This window comes from Streptomyces sp. NPDC014727 (assembly GCF_043083485.1).
Classification (GTDB): domain Bacteria; phylum Actinomycetota; class Actinomycetes; order Streptomycetales; family Streptomycetaceae; genus Streptomyces.
This window is the reverse complement of the sequence record NZ_JBIBYR010000026.1, coordinates 1-18145: the sequence shown is the minus strand read 5'-3', so window position 1 is coordinate 18145 and position 18145 is coordinate 1. Positions and strand designations below refer to the sequence as shown.

General features: G+C 69.2%; 20 protein-coding genes and 3 pseudogenes. 15 read left to right on the top strand and 8 right to left on the bottom strand.

All coding sequences use genetic code 11. The features are described from left to right. Positions 1-141 precede the first annotated feature (141 nt). From ACF1B9_RS29960 to ACF1B9_RS29935, 6 genes are all read right to left on the bottom strand, one after another. Entirely contained in the window at positions 142-684 is a 543-nt protein-coding gene (locus tag ACF1B9_RS29960) for a hypothetical protein (RefSeq protein WP_391745780.1), read from the bottom strand. Continuing rightward, positions 681-2471, bottom strand: coding sequence for an alpha/beta hydrolase (locus tag ACF1B9_RS29955; protein WP_391745782.1), 1791 nt, complete (start codon positions 2469-2471; stop codon positions 681-683). The genes ACF1B9_RS29960 and ACF1B9_RS29955 overlap by 4 nt, the downstream gene beginning before the upstream one ends. Then, complete coding sequence (locus ACF1B9_RS29950; RefSeq protein ID WP_391745784.1) at positions 2468-2860, bottom strand: hypothetical protein; 393 nt, start codon at positions 2858-2860, stop codon at positions 2468-2470. Before ACF1B9_RS29950 ends, ACF1B9_RS29955 begins: the two co-directional genes overlap by 4 nt. 176 nt (positions 2861-3036) lie before the next feature. After that, positions 3037-3660, bottom strand: coding sequence for a GNAT family N-acetyltransferase (locus ACF1B9_RS29945; protein ID WP_391745786.1), 624 nt, complete (start codon positions 3658-3660; stop codon positions 3037-3039). A gap of 72 nt (positions 3661-3732) precedes the next feature. Further along, positions 3733-4104, bottom strand: coding sequence for an iron chaperone (locus tag ACF1B9_RS29940; protein ID WP_391745788.1), 372 nt, complete (start codon positions 4102-4104; stop codon positions 3733-3735). Positions 4105-4219: 115 nt separating this feature from the next. After that, positions 4220-4660: an ATP-binding protein gene (locus tag ACF1B9_RS29935; protein ID WP_391745789.1), complete on the bottom strand. Its 441-nt coding sequence runs from the start codon at positions 4658-4660 to the stop codon at positions 4220-4222. 196 nt (positions 4661-4856) lie between these two features. Between ACF1B9_RS29935 and ACF1B9_RS29930 the strand changes: the two genes are divergently transcribed. From ACF1B9_RS29930 to ACF1B9_RS29905, 6 genes and pseudogenes are all read left to right on the top strand, one after another. Next, complete coding sequence (locus ACF1B9_RS29930; protein WP_391745790.1) at positions 4857-5708, top strand: helix-turn-helix transcriptional regulator; 852 nt, start codon at positions 4857-4859, stop codon at positions 5706-5708. 11 nt (positions 5709-5719) lie between these two features. Then, the gene (locus tag ACF1B9_RS29925) at positions 5720-5911 is read left to right on the top strand and encodes a DUF397 domain-containing protein (protein ID WP_391745791.1); all 192 of its coding nucleotides are present in this window, start codon (positions 5720-5722) and stop codon (positions 5909-5911) included. After that, positions 5904-6152: a DUF397 domain-containing protein gene (locus ACF1B9_RS29920; protein ID WP_391745793.1), complete on the top strand. Its 249-nt coding sequence runs from the start codon at positions 5904-5906 to the stop codon at positions 6150-6152. Before ACF1B9_RS29925 ends, ACF1B9_RS29920 begins: the two co-directional genes overlap by 8 nt. A gap of 27 nt (positions 6153-6179) precedes the next feature. Beyond that, positions 6180-6479 carry a PadR family transcriptional regulator gene (locus tag ACF1B9_RS29915; RefSeq protein ID WP_391745794.1) on the top strand — a complete coding sequence of 100 codons (300 nt, stop codon included), beginning with the start codon at positions 6180-6182 and terminating at the stop codon, positions 6477-6479. Beyond that, a pseudogene (locus tag ACF1B9_RS29910) lies at positions 6476-6976 on the top strand (hypothetical protein); the annotation flags it as partial. The gene ACF1B9_RS29915 and the pseudogene ACF1B9_RS29910, both read left to right, overlap by 4 nt. Next, positions 6951-7538, top strand: a complete 588-nt coding sequence (locus ACF1B9_RS29905; protein WP_391745816.1) for a prepilin peptidase — start codon at positions 6951-6953, stop codon at positions 7536-7538. The pseudogene ACF1B9_RS29910 and the gene ACF1B9_RS29905, both read left to right, overlap by 26 nt. On the opposite strand, the pseudogene ACF1B9_RS29900 reads toward ACF1B9_RS29905, so the two are convergent. Continuing rightward, a pseudogene (locus ACF1B9_RS29900) lies at positions 7483-7623 on the bottom strand (alkene reductase); the annotation flags it as partial. The gene ACF1B9_RS29905 and the pseudogene ACF1B9_RS29900 overlap by 56 nt on opposite strands. A 129-nt stretch (positions 7624-7752) precedes the next feature. Between ACF1B9_RS29900 and ACF1B9_RS29895 the strand changes: the two are divergent. The 7 genes from ACF1B9_RS29895 (at position 7753) to ACF1B9_RS29865 (ending at position 16040) form a co-directional block, all read left to right on the top strand. Then, the gene (locus tag ACF1B9_RS29895) at positions 7753-8379 is read left to right on the top strand and encodes a DUF402 domain-containing protein (RefSeq protein ID WP_391745795.1); all 627 of its coding nucleotides are present in this window, start codon (positions 7753-7755) and stop codon (positions 8377-8379) included. 285 nt (positions 8380-8664) lie between these two features. Further along, entirely contained in the window at positions 8665-8973 is a 309-nt protein-coding gene (locus ACF1B9_RS29890; RefSeq protein WP_018101695.1) for a hypothetical protein, read from the top strand. Between the two features lie 180 nt (positions 8974-9153). Further along, positions 9154-10026: a hypothetical protein gene (locus ACF1B9_RS29885; protein ID WP_391745797.1), complete on the top strand. Its 873-nt coding sequence runs from the start codon at positions 9154-9156 to the stop codon at positions 10024-10026. Next, entirely contained in the window at positions 10016-11374 is a 1359-nt protein-coding gene (locus ACF1B9_RS29880) for a hypothetical protein (protein ID WP_391745799.1), read from the top strand. The genes ACF1B9_RS29885 and ACF1B9_RS29880 overlap by 11 nt, the downstream gene beginning before the upstream one ends. Further along, the gene (locus tag ACF1B9_RS29875; RefSeq protein ID WP_391745801.1) at positions 11371-12921 is read left to right on the top strand and encodes an SCO6880 family protein; all 1551 of its coding nucleotides are present in this window, start codon (positions 11371-11373) and stop codon (positions 12919-12921) included. The genes ACF1B9_RS29880 and ACF1B9_RS29875 overlap by 4 nt, the downstream gene beginning before the upstream one ends. 52 nt (positions 12922-12973) lie before the next feature. After that, positions 12974-14392: an ATP-binding protein gene (locus ACF1B9_RS29870; RefSeq protein ID WP_391745803.1), complete on the top strand. Its 1419-nt coding sequence runs from the start codon at positions 12974-12976 to the stop codon at positions 14390-14392. A 1-nt stretch (position 14393) separates the two neighbouring features. Continuing rightward, a complete protein-coding gene (locus ACF1B9_RS29865) occupies positions 14394-16040 on the top strand; it encodes a type IV secretory system conjugative DNA transfer family protein (RefSeq protein WP_391745805.1) in 1647 nt (548 codons plus the stop codon). Between the two features lie 52 nt (positions 16041-16092). On the opposite strand, the gene ACF1B9_RS29860 is transcribed toward ACF1B9_RS29865, so the two are convergent. After that, positions 16093-16656 carry a GNAT family N-acetyltransferase gene (locus tag ACF1B9_RS29860; RefSeq protein WP_391745807.1) on the bottom strand — a complete coding sequence of 188 codons (564 nt, stop codon included), beginning with the start codon at positions 16654-16656 and terminating at the stop codon, positions 16093-16095. Positions 16657-16799: 143 nt separating this feature from the next. Between ACF1B9_RS29860 and ACF1B9_RS29855 the strand changes: the two are divergent. Both ACF1B9_RS29855 and ACF1B9_RS29850 read left to right on the top strand, forming a co-directional pair. After that, positions 16800-17036, top strand: a pseudogene (locus ACF1B9_RS29855) (ATP-binding cassette domain-containing protein); the annotation flags it as partial. A gap of 128 nt (positions 17037-17164) precedes the next feature. After that, entirely contained in the window at positions 17165-18007 is an 843-nt protein-coding gene (locus tag ACF1B9_RS29850) for a response regulator transcription factor (RefSeq protein ID WP_391745809.1), read from the top strand. The last annotated feature ends 138 nt before the right edge of the window (positions 18008-18145 follow it).

Sequence of the window (18145 nt, the reverse complement as noted above, 5' to 3'; positions counted from 1 at the left end):
GTCTCTGTATGCGACCACACCAACACTGGGCGCGGCATGGGCCCCAGGGCCCAATGCAGGACTCAAAGTCCCAGGTGATCGGCCTATCCCTTTCCGCCACCGACCGGCTTGATATGGGTCATTGGCGGCGGAGACGTGACATCAGGGCGCCCCGGCGGACCAGAAGTCCGAGCGGACGTTGGGGCGGGGAAGAGGGTAGACGCCTTCGTATGCGGGGCCGTTGGGTGGAGTGGTTGGATCTTTCACCTCGGACTCATTCACGCAGGGGCTGTCCACCTCGAAGAAGGCTTGGCCTGCACCACCGATAATCAGAGTGACACCGAACCCATCTTTTGTCTGGGCGTAGATGGCCGGGGAGTCTGTGTCGTTATTGACACCCTTGATCCTGTACTCACGATGCCGCCAGATGCGCTCCACCAATCCCAAAAAACTTCCCCGCCGCCTCTCGGACACAACGGTCATTACTGCACGCCTGCGAGTTACACCACAACTACCCGTCGTTGTGGGACCGTGGGCCCATTGCACCGTCGGTTCAATACCTCGCAGCGTCGCGTCCATGATGCCGTCTGCGTGTACCGCCGCTTCCTGCATATCCACGCCAGCCCTCTTTTCATTGCTCACACATCCAGCAAGCGGCATACATAGCAGCAGCATCACAGTGATCGTTTGAAATCGGATCCTCATCGATACTCCTCCGCCTTGACCCTCTCAGGCTTCCCCGCCGCAATCAGAGCGATACTGTTAGCCGATGAAGCATCCCGATCTGGATCGAAGTATTGACGATGCGCATCGAAGGAAATTCCCCTGCCGCTGAGCAGCCTCTGTCCGTCATCGACGGGAAAACGCCTCGCCCCGAATGCCTCACTCGCCGGGTCCTTACCGAACCAAAGATCGTCGTCCCCCTGGTCAGCAATATCTCCTGCGATGTAGGACACCACTGGCCCACCGGCAATCAACCCCACCGCGCCGACTGCACTCTGCTGCTTGGACGGAAGCTTGGTCACCATGTCGTTTTCGGCAGCCCCGACAAATACGTGCTCCTTCCCTACCCCCAGCTCTTCGGCGTGGTCAACACCCACCCCTGGACTGCCAACCAGGATGATGTCGTCAACCCCTGGGATCCCACCCCCTTGCTGTGCAGCAGCGCCCACAGTGCGCGAACCATAAGAGTGACCGATTGCAGTCAAGTGCCGGTTCTCGTTCTCATTCGTTGCCTCAAGGCCTCGCATGAAACTGTTGTATGCCAGCCCGCCCTTCTCGGCTCTCTCGTCGCCCATTACAGCAAAGGATCCCAGCGGATCAGTGATTGGCGTTTGCGGCGCGTCATAGCCAAGCCAGACAATCGCCGCGCTGGAAGGATCGTGAATTTGAGTCCCAATAGCCGTGTCCCGGGCCCGCTTCAGATCGTTCTTCGCGAAGTCTTCGTCTAACGCGGTACTCAACCCCGGCACATACGCCGACACATTCCTGGACGCATCCGGATTCCCGAACGAGACGATCGCCCGCCCGTTCCCCTCATCCCCGATGCCGAGCAGAAACATCGGCGGCTGCCGCCCCTCCCGCAACTGCCGGTCGATCTCCCGCAGTCCCGCAAGCTGCGTCTCCGATTTCGCGTCGTCCCGCCCCTCCAGCTTCCCCATCAGCAGCTGCAGGTTGTCCCGGTTCGCCGCGTCCCGCACCATAGCCGGAATGCCGTCCAAGTTGCCGATCTGGTCCGGGTACACCGCCAGGTATTCCTCGCGCTGTTCGTCCGTCAGGGCGGCCCACCACGCCTTCCGCTCGGCCGGTGACGCGTCGCGGGGGATGCCGTCCTTCAGGTAGCCGCGCGCCGCGCCCCGCACCGCGGCCGCGTCGCCCGCCGCGTCGGTCCACGTGGTGTCGGGGACCTTCAGGCCCTCCTCGGCCTTCAGCCGACGCAGAATGCGGGCGTACCGCCAGTCGATCTCGGCCGCCGTCCGCACGGCCTTCGCCACCCGGTCCGCGATGTCCTGCGCCTTTGCCGCGTTCGGGTTGGGCGCCACCAGGCCCGAGGGCGGCAGGAGGCCCGGCGCCACGTCGGCCGACGCCGTACCGCCCGGCAACGGCCGGCCGTCGATCAGGCCTTCGCCCGCCGCCGGGTACGTCACCGAACCGTCCACGTGGACGGTGAGCTTCAGGGACTCGGCGTCGTCCAGTGCATCGCGCAACGCCCTCTGCTGGGCGCGCAGTTCGTGGGCCATGCTGTTCAGCGTCGTACGGAGCAGCCCGCACTCCGTGTAGACGTACTGCAGGTTGCTGCTCAGCTGCCGCAACCGGCCGACCGCCGCGCTCGCCGCCTCGCCGTGCTGCGTACCGCGCAACCCGTTGAGCATCTGTGTCTCGATCCGGTCCCGGCCCGCGTCGGCACGGTTGCTCGCCCTGCCCCACCCGTCGGCCGCGCCCTCCAGTTCGCCACACCTCAGGTCGCGTAACTGTGTCCAGGTGAGCGTCATCGCGGTCCGCCCGCCACCGGCGCGAACGACGCCTTCACGGATTCGTTCGTCTCCCCCTGGGCCCTGGCGACAGCCCGCAGCTTCCCGGCCAGGGCCCCGCACTCACCCCGCGCGGCTTCGAACCGTCGTTCCCACGACTCCCGGACGGCGCCCAGTTCCGCCAGCGCGGTCAGCCCGGCGGTCCCCGCGAGCAGTCCCTCGTGCGCGGTCTCCAGTTCCGTCTTCACCGGGCCGAGGTGCGTGTGCATCACTTCCGCACCCCCGGCCGCTCGGAGCCAGGGCCCGTCGCTGTGCTTCAGTACGTCCCCGTCGCCGCCGCTCTTCAGCCCCGCCAGATCGCTCAGCCGCTGACGACCCCCCGGCTGTCCCACCACCGTCACTCCGGTCACCCCGCTCCGTCCTTGATCGTGGAGCGGCACTGTGCCAAATCCCGTGCGGGCGACACGCCGCCCACTCGCGCCTCAAGGCGTCGTGTCCGCACAGGGCCCGGCACAGCACGACCCACGGTTCACCCGAACGGGCTATCCAGGAGCGGCAGGCCGACGACCCGGTCCGTACCCGCCGGTCAGGCCGTCGCGCGGCCGGCCGGCACCGGATCGGTTGCCAGACGGGCGTGCAAATGCTCGTCGTGGTACGCCCCGTCGCCGTAGCGGTAGGACTGGCGCAGCGTTCCCTCAAGAAGGAAGCCGCAGCGGTGGGCCACCCGGCAGGAGGCCTCGTTGCCGATGGCGTGGGCGATCTCGATCCGGCGGGCATCGGCGGTGCTGAAGGCCCAGTCGGTCACCGCCGACGTCGCTCTGGTGGCCACGCTCCGTCCGCGGGCGGACGGGAACGTCCGGTAACCGATCATCGCGAGGCCGTCCGCACGGTCGTCCCAGCGCAGGCCGACGGCGCCCAGGACCGCGCCGTCGGCCGCGCCCAGTACGGCGAAGCTGGCAGCATCACCACGGTCCCAGCCGCCCTCGCGCAACTCCAGCCACGCCATGGCCTCGGCGCGATCGGCTGCCGGGAGGGGGTTCCAGCGGGCGATCAGAGGGTCCGCGGCGGCGGTGACCAGCCCGTCCAGCATCGCCTCCAGATCGGCGCCCTCCCGGCTCCAGGGGCGCAGCAGTAGGTCCCCCAGGTCGAGCGTGGCGCGGACGAAGGTCCGTCGATCGGCGGTCGGCGGTATGGACGTGGAGGCACTCATACCCCCTTCCTACGTGGCTCTCCCGCCTCATCACCAGCGAATTTCCGCCGGTCACGGGCTGGGCGGCTCCGCTCAGCAGACCGCGCCCCGCCCCGACGCCGTGGCCGTCGCCCGGAGCAGGTCCCGCACCAGGTCGTAGTCGATGGCCTCCGCCTTGCGGAAGCGCAGGCAGCCCTTCCCCATGTCCTGTCCGGCCAACCGCTTTGCGAACGCCTCACGCACGTCACCGCGCATCAGGTAGAAAGAGGTGTACTGCTTCTGGGCGGCGAACGCGATCTCGACGACGCCGTCCCGCTCGTACGCGGGCATTCCGTACGCCATGACCTCGTCGAAACCGGCGAGCTCCGTCCGGCACAGCCCCCGCAGCCTGTCCAGGGCGTCCCTGCGATCCTCGGGCACCTCGGCCAGATACCCGGCCACGTCCTTCGCCTCGCTCCGCACCATGCGACGAGGCTATGCCCGCCCCGCATGTCTGTCGCCCGGCCCGGACCCCCGCCTGGGGCCTCTCGTTCGGATCAAGCCGGGGTACACGAGCCCGGCCTGATCCGAACGAGAGGCCCTACCCCTCCCCCTTGGCCGCGCATTCCGCCCAGAGCAGTTTCCCGCCCTGCCCCGGCAGTCCGGTCCCCATGGGGTGGGCGCCCCAGCTCTCCGCGTAGAGGGTGACGAGGTACAGCCCCCGCCCGCGTTCGGCGAGTTCCTCCGGTGCTTCGGCGTTCCATCGGAAGGGGGCGGGGATGTGTGGGTTGGTGTCCCATACGCTCAGCCGGACACGGCTGCGCCCGGCATCGCGCAGGCGCAGGGAGTAGGCCCCCGAGGAGTGCAGATACGCGTTGGTGACGAGTTCGCTCGCCAACAGTTCGGCGATCTCGATGAGTTCACCCATGCCGTGCACGCGCAGGACGGTGCGGAGGGTGGAGCGGGCCACGCCCGGGGCGCGGGGATCCTGCGGGAGTTGGAGGGTGTACGCCCAGGGCGGGGATACCGTGGCACTGACCATGGAAGTCTCCGTTCACGGAGGGAAGTTGAATCATGGGTTTCCGGTTGCCCGGTGACGAGGCCGCTCCGTCGAGCGGGGTACTTCCGGGCGGGTGGCCTGAGCCCGACAGTAGAGCGAAACATGGAATGCATTCCATGAACTTCATGAATTACGTGACAGATACCCTCGTGTGGGTGACCAAGCCGGGGAGCGAGTGATGTCATCCAGCGCCACACCAACAGCCCGCCGCCAACGGCTGGGCGCCGAACTCCGCAAGTTGCGTGAGCGCGCCGGGATCACCGCGACCGAGGCCGCGAGGCTCCTCGGCGGCAATCAGGCGCGCATCAGCAACATCGAAGCCGGCCGCTACGGCGTCAGCGCCGAACGGGTGCGCACCCTGTCCTGCCACTACGGCTGCTCGGACCACGAGTTGGTCAACGCCCTGGCCGCCATGACGGGTGACCGCTCGCGCGGGTGGTGGGAGGAGTACCGCGGGACCCTACCCGCGCCGCTCCTCGACCTGGCTGAAATCGAGCACCACGCCCACAGACTGCGAACTGCGGTCACCGTTCATGTCCCCGGCCTCTTCCAGACCGCGGAATACGCGCGCGAGATCTTCCGCCAGGATGTTCCCGAGCTGTCGCCTCCCGACATCGAGCACCGCATCTCGTTCCGTATCAAACGGCAGGCCGTGCTGTTCCGGGAATCGCCGACACCGCACGAGGCCGTGGTCCACGAGGCCGCCCTGCGGATGCAGTTCGGTGGCCCGAAGGTGACCCGCAAGCAACTTCAGCACCTCCTCGACATGGGCGAACGCGACCACATCACCCTCCGGGTCATCCCTTTCTCCGCCGGAGTCCTTGCCGGGTCGGGCCAGTCGATCTACTACTTCCTCGGCCCGGTCCCACAGCTCGACACCGTCAACCTGGACCAGTCCCACGGCCCCGTCTTCCTCGACGCCGAGGCCCAGTTGAAGAAGTACCGCGTTCTGCTCGGCCGCATGGAAGCCACCGCGCTGGCCCGCGAAGAGTCCAGGGACTTCATCCACACCATCGCCCGCGACCTGTGAAGGAACCCACGATGTCCGCTCCCGCCTGGCAGAAGTCGTCCTACTGCGCACAGGGAAACTCCTGCGTACACATAGCCGCCCCCACCCCCGGCACCGTCCAGCTCACCGAGAGCGGCGACCCCACCGGGGCGATACTCCGCACCACACCCGCCGCGTGGGCCGCCCTCGTACGCACCCTCAAGGAGAACCGCGCCCATGGCTGACGTCCCCGCCGACCTCACCTGGATCCGCGCCGCCCCCGAGGACGAGGAGGGCCCCGGCCCCTGGATCGAGATCGCCTTCGGCCCGGACGAACTCGTCCACCTCCGCGAAACCGGCGCCCCCACCAACCTCGTCACGACCACCCGGACGAAATGGGACGCCTTCGCCAAGGGCGTCGTGGCCGGCGAGTTCGACCACTTCACCGAGAGCGGCGACGAGGAAAACCCACCGACCCGGCACTGACCACCGGCCCCCACTCCGCACGGCAACGTGACACCTCACCAGTCGGCGGTCACGTTCCCGCGCAGAAGGTGTCTCTTCATCAAGGCCACCGAGCGCGCCACCGACGGACGGCTCAGGCTCGCCGTCGGCACCCTGTACGGGGCACTGGAGCGGATGGAACGGTCCGGGCTGGTGGTCGCCGACCACGAGGAGGTCGTGGACGGGCGACCGCACCGGTACTACCGGCTCACGCAGGACGGCACCGGCGCGCTTGAGCAGGAAGCGCTGCGCATGCAGCAGGCGGCGGCCCTCGTGACCGGACGTCTCAGGACCCTCGGGACGGCATGAACCGTCTGCTGCTTGCCGCGTACCCCAAGGCCTACCGCGACCAGTACGGGAACGAGCTGCTGGCCTGCCTTGCCGAGGCACACCCCGGACGCGACTGGCCACCGCCCCGCGAGTCCGCCGCCCTGTTGCGCGGAGGGGTGCAGGCGCACGCCCGGACCGCCGCCGACGATCCGGCCCGGCCATGGTGGCTGGACGGTATTCATCTGGCCGCCCTTGCCCTGTCCGTACTGGCGTTGGTGCCATACCTGCAGGACGTGTGGGACTGGGCGCTGCGCATCGCCCCCGGCAGCCGCGCCATCGGCTTCCACGCCACCGGCTGGTACCCGTGGGCACAGGGGCCGGGCACGGTGACACGGGTGCTGCCGTACGGCCTGCTCCCACTGGTCGCCGTGGTCGCGTTGCTGCGGGGCAAGCCGTGGATCGCGCTCCCGGCCTCGGCGGCGATGATCTACGCGGGCGCCATGCCAGTCGGTGGGCCCACCACCGCTGACCGCGGAGCACGAGACCGTCGCCGTGGGGATCGCGCTGATCGGGCTGGTCACCCTGGTGCGCCGGTGCTGGCGCGAGGGCTGCGCGGCCATCGGGGTCGCGGTGGTCACGATCGTGGGGGCGGAGGGGCTGAACTCATACGTCCTGCCGCGTCCGGACATCGTGGGCGCGCCGAGCAATCTCACCGAGGTGAGTTTCCCGAGCGGTCACGTCGCCATCGCCGCCGGACTGGCCCTCGGCGCCGTTCTCGTCGCCTCCCCGCGCACCCGGCCCTACATCGCAGCCGCCGTACAGGCGCTCTACTGGCACCGGCCCAGCGACGCCCTCGGCGCCACGCTGCTGGCCTGCGCCTGCCACGCCGTCGCCGCCCGCCTTCTCCCGCCCGCCGCACGGGAGACCGTGCCGCGCCGCCGCACACTGCCGGCGGCGGCCCTGGCCCCTGCCGCAATCGGCGCGCTGCTCGCGGGCGCACGGGAGGACGCCCTGGCGCGCCCGTTGGTGTTCGCCGGGGCTGCGTTCGTGTGCGCGGTACTGCTGTGGGCCACCGCGACGCAGCGCGACCGAAGCTGATCAGATCGGCACCCAGCCCGAGCCACTGATCAGCCTCGTCATGGTTGGTCCGCTTCGGCCCCATGGGAGGCACCGGGTTCACGACGGACGCCAGTTCGACCGATTCATCCACATGAGCGGCGCTCCCGGCGTATCCAGCCGCGCGCACGACGGCACGCCGAACCGATTCTCTGATCACGTGTCCGCCCACCGCACCAGGGGCATGATCGACAACATGAACGACGACCCGGGCCGGATACTCCGCTGGAACTTCTTCATCGGCGGACACCTGAGCGCCTCGGTGCCCGTACGCCTCGTCGAGCGCACCGAAGCGGGGCAGCTGGTGTGGATGGAGGCCGGCACACCGATGTGGCGTACGAAGCTTCCGCACGGAGCGCACTTACGGGACATCGCCCCGCACGACCGCCCGGCCGACGGCTATCCCGTGGTCGCCGGCCGATGGCCGATGGGCAACGCGCTCTTCTACCAGCCGACAGGCGCCTCGCACTCCGTCCTCTGGCTCTTCGGCCGCAGACAGAAGTTCCGTGGCTGGTACGTAAATCTGGAGCGCCGGGTCCACCACGGTGACGACATCGACATCACCGACCACGAACTCGACATCAACGTGGCGCCGGACCGGAGCTGGCGGTGGAAGGACGAGCAGTCCTTCGCCGAGAAGACCGGTGACCCGGCCTACTGGTCGGCCGACGAGGCATCGGCCATCCGGAGCGAGGGCGACTCGGTCGTACGGCTCGCCGAAGCCGGAACGTTTCCCTTCGACGGCACCTGGTGCGATTTCCGGCCGCCGCCGAACTGGACGACACCACCCCGGCCACCGGTCCCGCGCCACCCCCTGCTCTGACCCGATCAAGCGCCGTCGGGGCCCTGCGCAAAGGTCTCGGCCAGGGTGGCGGGATGGCATTCATTGCCCGAGGTCACCCCCCGTGATACACAGAGTAACCATACGTATTCGGTCATACACCGATTCGATCCGCAGGTCAGGGCGGCCAGACCGGTCAAACGTACGAGATCCGGGTAAAGAGAGCCGCCAAGCCGTCGTACGAGAGCAGTTTCATCAGCGAAGATAGAGAGCGACCCGTGTCGTGTGGCAGGGGCAATGAACTACCCAACAGGGGCGGTGACTTACATGATCCTGGCAGCTGAAAAGGGCGACATCACCACCATCATCGGCGGAATCGCCCCGAACTGGGGGCCGTTCGGGACCTTGGGCAACGAGGCCCGCGTAATGATCGAGGTCGTGATGGCCATTGCCATCCTGCTCTGCCTCGGCATCGCGGTCTGGGGCGCGGCAAAGCAGCGCATCGGTGCCACGGCACTGCGCGACACGTTCAGCGCGGAGCAGGGCAAGGGGCTGATCGTAGCCGGTCTGACCGGTGTGTTCATCATCGGATCTCTGGGAACCTTGTTCACCATCGTTTACGGAATGGCTGTCTGACCGGCTGTCATTCCACGCCAGGGGCCACTCCAGCCCATCCCCACACCATCCGTCCGTCGTGCCCACCGGCAGAGGTTGCGTCTCCCTGATGTCGAGTCACCACACCGCGCCCGCGCGGGAACCCGCACGGCTACCGTCGTACTACCCGGTTCAGGAAACGGTTGAGGGGGAGTACGCGGCATGAGTCCCGGCGACGAGAGAGGCTACGGCAGCGGTCCGGGCCGTACGGACGATGGATACAGCACCATCGGCGGTACGCGCCAGACCCGTACCCGCCTTCCCGACGGCGAGGGCGGCGACGGCTACGGCACCCCCCGCCGTCCCGCCCGCAGCTCCCGTTCCCTCGTCACCTTGGTCGGCGTGGTCGTCCTCCTGATCGCGGCTATCGCGTTCGCGAACATGGGCGGAGGCGGAGGAGACGGCAACAACGGCCGGTCGGGAAGCTCCGGCACCAAGCCGGACTCGTCGTCCACGGCGGCCACGGGGACGAAGCCAGTGACGGGGAAGAACGGTTCGATTCCGTCGGGGTTCGCCCATGACGAGCAGGGGGCGCAGAGCGCGGCCGCGAACTACTCCGTGGCACTGGGTTCAGCCGAGATGTTCGACAAGGCAAAACGGGACAACATCCTCGACGCCGTCATCGCCCCTTCCGCTGTGAACGGATTTCGCTCAACGCTCGATGAGGCCTACTCCGCAGGGCTCTTCAAGAACCTGGGTCTCAACGACGATGGCTCGACTCCTGCTGGCTTCACTTTCATCTCGCGCACCACTCCTATCGGCACCAAGGTCATGAAGAGCTCCGCTGACCAGGCCACGGTGGAGGTCTGGTGCTCCGGGCTGATTGGCCTGGCAGGTGAGGGTTCGACCAAGCCAGTAACCGACGGCTGGTTCACCATCACCATGGAACTGCAGTGGGTCAATGGCGATTGGAAGGCTGTAACCCACTCGCAGAAGGACGGTCCCGCACCAGTGGGGGGCGACACACGGGCTTCCAGTGCTGACGAGATTGCTGGTGCGGTCAATGGGTTCGGGGGGTTCACCTATGCCCGATAGTCCTAGTTCACCTCGCCGCGCGTCATCCGTCGTGGCTCTGTTGGCAGCGGTACAGGTACACGCCGTCCTCCTGGCCACCAAAGTTGCCGCTGCTCCTTCGCCGACCCCCAGTCCGAGCCAGAGCAACAACGCTTGCGACCTCATTCACGGCCCCGCCAGGGACTACTGCGAAAAGGGCGACGCAGGCGCCCCCTCCAACGTCCCCAGCAGCCCCGACAACTCCCTCGACCCCCTCTCCTCCCTCGCCCGCGGCTGCGCCGACGCCGCCGCGTGGATCGTCGACAAGCTCAGCGACGCGGTGAAGAGCACCGCCAACGTCGACTTCACGAACACCAAGTTCCTCCAGCAGTACGCGATCGTCTTCGCCGCCTCCACCGTCCTCACCCTCGTCCTGTGGCTGCTCGCCGTGGCCAAGCGCGCCATCCGCGGCGTGCCGCTGACCACCGCGATCTCCGAGGCCATCGGGTTCCTCTGGCTGACGGTCCTCGCCTCGGCGTTCACGCCGCTGATCCTCTACACGGTCGTCTCCGCGACCGACGGGGTCACCGAGATCATCGCCACGTCCTCCGGCGGGCAGACGGACGTCTTCTTCGGATCGTTCGCCAAAGCTCTCAAGAAGGGCTCCGGCATCGGCGGCGGACCGATCATGCTGATCGTCGTCTCGCTGGTCTCGATCCTCGCCGCCGGAATCCTCTGGCTGGAGCTCGTCATCCGCGCCGCCCTGCTCTACGTCGGCGCCCTCCTCGGCACCGTCGTCTACGCGGGGCTCGTCGACAAGAACATGTGGGGCCACGTCCGCCGCTGGGCAGGCATCATGATCGCGGTGATCATGGTCAAGCCGGTCATCGTCGTGGTGCTCGGACTGGCCGGCGCGCTCTCCCAGGACGACGGGCCGAACGCGTTCTCCGCCGTCGTGTCCGGCCTCGCCATCATCCTGCTCGCGATCTCCGCCTCCGCGATGATCTACCGGTTCGTCCCCGGCTTCGGCGACGAGATCCAGGGCGCCCGCACCAACCGCAAGCAGGCCACCGACGGCTCCCAGGCCGCCGCCATGATCAGCTCACCGGCCGCCCTCGTCTCCCAGGGCATCAAGACCCACAGCAGCCGCAGCGCCCAGAACAGCGGCGACGGCGGCAGCGGCGGCGGGGCCCGTCCGGCCAACGCGGTCAGCGGCGGTGTCGCCGCGCACAGCTCCCGCAACTCCGGCGGCGGATCCGTACCCGCGGCCACACCTCCGCCCCGCAGCGGATCGGGACCGGCCTCCGGCACCCCCCACGGCAGCCGCTCCCCCCGAGGTGGCGGATCAGGCAGTTCAGGTAACAACAGCACGGGAGGTGGAGGGCGTTGACGACTCCGTCCCACACGATCGCGCCCCGCCGTACGTATCTCATCGGCCGCGCCCGGCCGAACGCGATCGTCGGCAAGAACCGCGAGACCGGCGAGATCGCGCTGATCATCGCCGGTGCGTTCCTCGGCATGATGAGCGGCCTGGCCGTCCCCTACCTGGGCCCGCGGATCGTGCTGCTCGTGGGCTTCCCCATCCTCGCCCTGGCGATCGTGTACCTCCCGTACAAGCACCGCACCTTCTACAAATGGTTTGAAATCAACCGCAGCTACAAGCGCTCCCTGCGCCGCGGTACGACCTACCGCTCCGGAGCCATGGAGGCGGGCGTCGGCGCCGACGGGCGCGAGGTCGAAATCGGCCCGCCCCCCGGCATCGGCCGGATCAACTGGCTCGCCGCCCCCTTCGGACCGGACGAGATCGCCGTACTCCTGCACGCCGACCGCCGCACCGTCACCGCCGCGATCGAGATCGAGGGCCCCGGCGTCGGCCTGCGCGACAGCGAGGACCAGGAAGCCCTCGTCGACCGGTTCGGCACCCTGCTGAAGCACGTCGCCAACGGCGACGGCTTCGTCACCCGCATCCAGATGCTGGCCCGCACCCTCCCCGCCGACCCCGACGCCCACGCCAAGGACGTCGCCCAGCGCGGCGACCACACGTCCCCGGGCTGGCTGCGGGAGTCGTACGACCAGCTCCAGTCCATGGTCTCCACCTCCAGCGAGCAGCACCGCGCCTACCTCGTCGCCTGCATGCACTACACCCGCGAGCTGGCCGCCGAGGCCAACGCCATGGCCCGCGCCGCCCGCCCCGAGACCGGCCGCAAGCTCGACCGGGACGCCGGCCTCGCCGTCGTCATGGCGCGCGAACTCACCGACATCTGCGCCCGCCTGGCCGAGGCCGACATCCGGGTGCGCCAACCGCTCGGCCAGAGCCGGCTCGCCTCCCTCGTGCACTCCATGTACGACCCCGACCACCCCATCGACCACATCCAGGCCATGACCAAGCGCAACGCCTGGCCGGCCGAGCTCGACGCGGTCGAGCCGACGTTCCTCCAGGCCAAGACCCGCGAGTCGGCCACCCGCGCGCCCTGGTGCCACTCCACGGCCTGGGTGAAGGAATGGCCGATGACCCCCGTCGGCGTCAACTTCCTGGCCCCGCTCCTCGTCCACACCCCCGATGTGATCCGTACGGTCGCGGTCTGCATGGACCTCGAACCCACCGAGGTCGCCATCGAGCGGATGCTCACAGAGAAGACCAACGACGAGGCGGAAGCCAGCCGTCAGGCCAAGATGAACCGCACCGTCGACCCGCGCGACATCGCCGCACACGGCCGACTCGACCAGCGGGGTGAAGACCTCGCGAGCGGTGCGGCCGGAGTGAACCTGGTGGGGTACATCACCGTGTCCTCGCGTTCGCCCGAGTCCCTCGCCCGCGACAAGCGCACGATCCGGGCCTCGGCCGGCAAGTCGTACCTCAAGCTGGAGTGGTGCGACCGCGAGCACCACCGCGCCTTCGTGAACACCCTGCCGTTCGCCACCGGCATCCGTCGCTGACCCCGGAACGACCGAGAGAACCGAGAGAAACGAGAGGGAGGTCGGTCACGCCATGCGAGATCCGCTGTCCGCGCTTTCGGACGCCTTCACCGCCTTCCTCTTCGGGAAGGTGGAGACGACGAGGCTGCCCGCCCGTACGTCCACCGGACAGGCCCAGGCCGTCTATCTGCCCACCGCGGCCCCCGGCCTCGGCGACTCCGGCGTGATCATCGGCCGCGAGGTGTACTCGGGCAAGGGCTACATCTACGACCCCTTCCAGCTGTACGGACAGCAGCTCCCCGCCCCGCACTGGCTGGTGCTCGGCGAGTCCGGCAACGGCAAGTCCGCGCTGGAGAAAACGTACGTGCTCCGCCAGCTCCGCTTCCGCGACCGCCAGGTCGTCGTCCTGGACGCCCAGGGCGAGGACGGCGTCGGCGAATGGAACCTCATCGCCCAGGAGCTCGGCCTCACCCCGATCCGCCTCGACCCGACCGCCGCGCTCAACGGCGGCATCCGGCTCAATCCGCTCGACCCCTCGATCACCACGACCGGCCAGCTCGCACTGCTCCGCACGATCATCGAAGTCGCGATGGGACACGGCCTGGACGAAAGGTCCGGCTTCGCGCTGAAGGTCGCCCACGCCTACGTCAACGAGACGATCACCGACCGGCAGCCGGTCCTGACCGACATCGTCGACCAACTCCGCCACCCGGAGCCCGAATCCGCCGAGGCGATGAACGTCGACATAGACGATGTACGGGCCTGGGGCCTGGATGTCGCCCTCGTCCTGGACCGGCTGGTCGACGGTGACCTGCGCGGCATGTTCGACGGGCCGACGAGCGTCGGCATCGACCTCGACGCCCCGCTGATCGTCTTCGACCTCTCGCACATCGACCGGAACTCGATCGCCATGCCGATCCTGATGGCGATCGTCGGCGTCTGGCTGGAGCACACCTGGATCAGGCCCGACCGGAAGAAACGCATCTTCCTGGTCGAAGAGGCCTGGCACATCATCAACTCGCCCTTCGTGGCGCAGCTCTTCCAGCGCCTGCTGAAGTTCGGCCGGCGGCTGGGTCTGTCGTTCGTGGCCGTCGTCCACCACCTCAGCGACGTCGTCGACGGAGCGGCGGCGCGGGAAGCAGCGGCGATCCTCAAGATGGCGTCGACCCGCACGATCTACGCCCAGAAGGCCGACGAGGCCAGAGCGACCGGACGCGTGCTCGGCCTGCCCCGGTGGGCGGTCGAGATCATCCCGACCCTCACCCCCGGCATCGCGGTCTGGGACGTCAACGGCAACGTCCAGGTGGTCAAACACCTGATCACCGAGGCGGAACGCCCCCTGGTCTTCACCGACCGCGCGATGACCGAGTCCTCGACGGCCGAACTCGTCCCGGAGGACGTACGCGCCGCCGAGCTGGAGGCGGAGGAGCGCGCGGCCCGGATCGAGCACCAACAACGGCTGAACGAGTCGTCCGAGTCAACGGTGGCCTGACATGGCGGGGCGCGGCGAGGTACGTACCGGGGGCAGTGGAAGCGGCGGCATCCCGGACGGGCTGCTGATAGGGCTGCTGGCCTTCCTGCTCGGGCTGACGCTCCTGGCCTGGACGGCCACCGGCCTGGCCGGACTCTTCGCGCACGGCGCCTGGCCGGAGGGGGTCACCCTCGCCGAGACCCCGCTGGCGATGCGTCGACTCGTCACCGCTCCGCACGACCTCCCGGCCGCCTGGCCGAACACCCCGGCGGGCGCGCTCTCCGGGTACGGCCTGTTCTGGGGCCTGTTCATAGGCGAACTGATGGTGCTGGTGGTGCTGACGGTGTTCGTGCTGGGCGTGGTGGCCCGCTGGCGGGCGGTGCGCGCGCGGCAACGCGACGAACGGTACGGCGGCGGGGGCACGGCCGGGGACGGAGTCGAGGCCGTGCGGTCCCAACAGCACGAGCCCCGCACCGAACCCCATACCGAGGCCCCACCACAACCCCATCCGGTACCCACCCCTGCTCCCACTCCCACTCCCACTCCTGCGCCGCAGCCGCAGCCGCAGCCGCAGCCGCAGCCGCAGCCGCAGCAGACGCTCCAGCACTCGGCGCTCACACCCGCCCCACCGGCGCCCCCTGCCCCGGAGCCGCTCCTCGTACCCGCGCCCACCCCCGTGGAGCACGTACGGTCCGACACCGATCCGCTCCCCGCCCACGCCGCCGCGCTCCCCACGCCCCGCACCCCCCTCGTCGTGTACGGACCGGCCGCCACCCGCCGCCCCACCGTCGTCCAGGCGATCCAGGAGGCCGACGGGCCCGCGCTCGTCGTCACCTCCGACCCCACCGTCTGGGCCGAGACGAAGGACGCCCGCGCCAAGCTCGGCCCGGTCCTCGTCTACGACCCGGGCCACCTCTGCGACACCCCGGCCCGCCTCCACTGGTCCCCCACGGCGGGCTGCGAGCAGCCCGACACGGCTGCCGCGCGCTCCACGGCGCTTCTCGCCCCGGTCCGGCCGCAGGCCCGTATCGACGCGACGACGGCCGACACCGCGGAAACACTCCTGAAGTGCTGGCTGCACGCCGCCGCCATCGACGGCCGCCCCTTCCGCCAGGTCCACCGCTGGGCCCTCGGCGGCAGCGCCCACGAACCGGTACGCCTGCTCCGCACCCACCCCAAAGCGGCCTCCGGACTCGCGGGCCTGCTGGAGTCCGCGCTCACCGCTCACCCCGAACGCCGTGAAATGGCACAGGAGCTGACGGTACGGGCCTTCACCGCGCTCTCCTCGGTCCACATCCGCGATGCCTGCACGCCCAACCGGGCGGATTCGCTCGTGCTGGAATCTTTCGCGGACGAAGGGGGCACCCTCTATGTGGTGGGTGAACCGATCGAGGATCCCCGCTCGGGTCCCGGAGCAATGCCTCTGCTCACGGCACTCGCCTCGCACGTGGTCGAGCACGGCCGCCGCATGGCCGCACGGTCAACCGACGGTCGGCTCGACCCACCAATGACGCTCGTGCTCGACGACGTCGCCGCGGTGGCACCTCTCCCCCGGCTCCCGGAGCTGCTGTCGACCGGCCAGGCCATGGGCCTGCCGACCCTGGCCCTTCTCCGCTCCCGCGAACAGGCCCGCGCCCGCTGGACGCAGGACCTTACGGGCTCACGGTGAGTGGGCTCACGCTGAACGAACTCACACCGACCGGACGGCCCCCGCGCGCCGCCTACACCGCCGGCCGCCCCACCGCGTACTCGAGCTCCCGCGCGGACGGGTCGCCCGGCACGGGCACCGTATGCCCGGTGGCCGCGAACCCGATACGCCGATAGAGCGCCGCGGCCCGCGCGTTGTCCTCGTGCACATACAGCCGCACCCGCTCGATCCGTGACTCACGCAACGACCACGCCCAGTCCGTCCCGGCCCGGAACAGCGCCTCCGCCAGGCCCCCGCCCCGCGCCTCGGGCCGTACGAACACACCGACCACAAGGGCCTGGTGAACGTCGACCACCTCCCCGAACCGCACCTCCGTGCCCGACCGCTCGATCAGCACGGTGACGCTGCCGTCCCACCGCCCCCCGGGCCCGACGGCGACGAACTGCCGTACCTCTCCCTGCCCGGTCCCGGAGGCGCCGAGCGCCCGGTCCCGCCAGAACTCGTCGGGCTGCGCGGCGCTCTGCGCGTACGTCTCCACGAACGCCACCGACGCAGCCGGGTCCTGCAGGGCGGTCAGCCGCAACTCCTTGACCAGGGGCCACTCATCGGCGCGCACCGCTCGAATCACATGTTCCATCCGCCGATCCTCTCCGCGGGCACCCGACCTGTGCAATCAACATTCACCGGGCAGAGCGTCGTCGTGCCCCGGTACTATCCGCCCCACCACGTCCCGGCCCAGGTCCGACGCCCGCCGCACGCCCCCTCCGTAGCGTCGACCGCATGATCAGGGCATACGAACTCACCAAGAGGCACGGAGACACCACCGTCGTCCACGGCCTCGACTTCACGGCCCGGCCCGGCACCGTCACCGGATTCCTCGGACCGCACGGCGCCGGGAAATCGACAACCATGCGCATGCTGCTCGGCCTGGACGCGCCCACCCGAGGCCGCTCGACGATCAGCGGACGGGCGTACGCCGCCCACAGCGCGCCGCTCACCGAGTGGAACCGACTGCTCACCACGTTCTGGGTGATCTTCGCCGTACTCGACTTCACCACCGAGGGCTGGCGCACCGTGGCCGGCAACCGGAACGCGCCCGAACCCGTCGTCCTGCTGATGAGCGTGGCGTTCTCCGCACCACTGCTGTGGCGTCGCAGCCGTCCGACGGCCGTATCGCGCTACGGCTGCCCGTGCGGCCCCTGGCGCGGGCGGGCGCCCTGGTGACCGTTCCGCTCGTGGTCGGCTCGGTGCGCTTCCCGCACAGCTGGGACCTGCTGTGCGTCCCCCACCTCTGGGCGTTCGCACTCGCGGCCCTGCTGGGCATCGTGGTCCGTACCCGCAAGGAGTACACCGAGGCCCTGGTCGACCGCGCCCAGCGATTGGAACTCGAACGCGACCAGCAGGCCCGGCTCGCCGCAGCCGCCGGACGGACCCGCATCGCCCGGGGCGGGCCCCCTGCTGACGCAGGCCACAGCCACGACTCCGGCCACGGCCGGCTGGCGGGTACGGCTCCGACTCCCCCTGGACGACATCCCCTCGTGACGACCGTGCTGATCGCGGACGACCAGCCGATGCAACGCTTCAGCTGCGCGTACGACGGCCTCCGTGCCGGCGCCAGCGGTTTCCTCACCAAGGACACGCTGCCCGAGGAACTCCTCTCCGGCATACGGGCCGTGGCCAGCGGCGACGCGGTGGTCGCACCCAGCCTCACCCGCCGCCTTCTGGACGCGTACGCACACCATCTGCCGGCCGTGCCCGGCGGCCCCACCACGCTGGACGCCCGCATCGCGAGCCTCACCGAACGGGAAAGGGAAATCCTCACGGTCATCGGCCGGGGATGGACCAACGCGGAGACCGCCGATCGGCTCCGCCTCGCGGAATCGACGGTCAAGACACATGTCACGCGCATTCTCGCCAAAACGGGATCCCGCGACCGTGTCCAGGCAGTCATCCTGGCCTACGACACCCACCTGGTCACCGCCGGCTGAACAACTGGTCACGCCTGACTGAAAAGAAGAGAGGTAAACGCGAAAAAGCCCCGTGCCACAAGGGCACGGGGCTTCTCCGTAAAAGGAGTTCGGCGGCGTCCTACTCTCCCACAGGGTCCCCCCTGCAGTACCATCGGC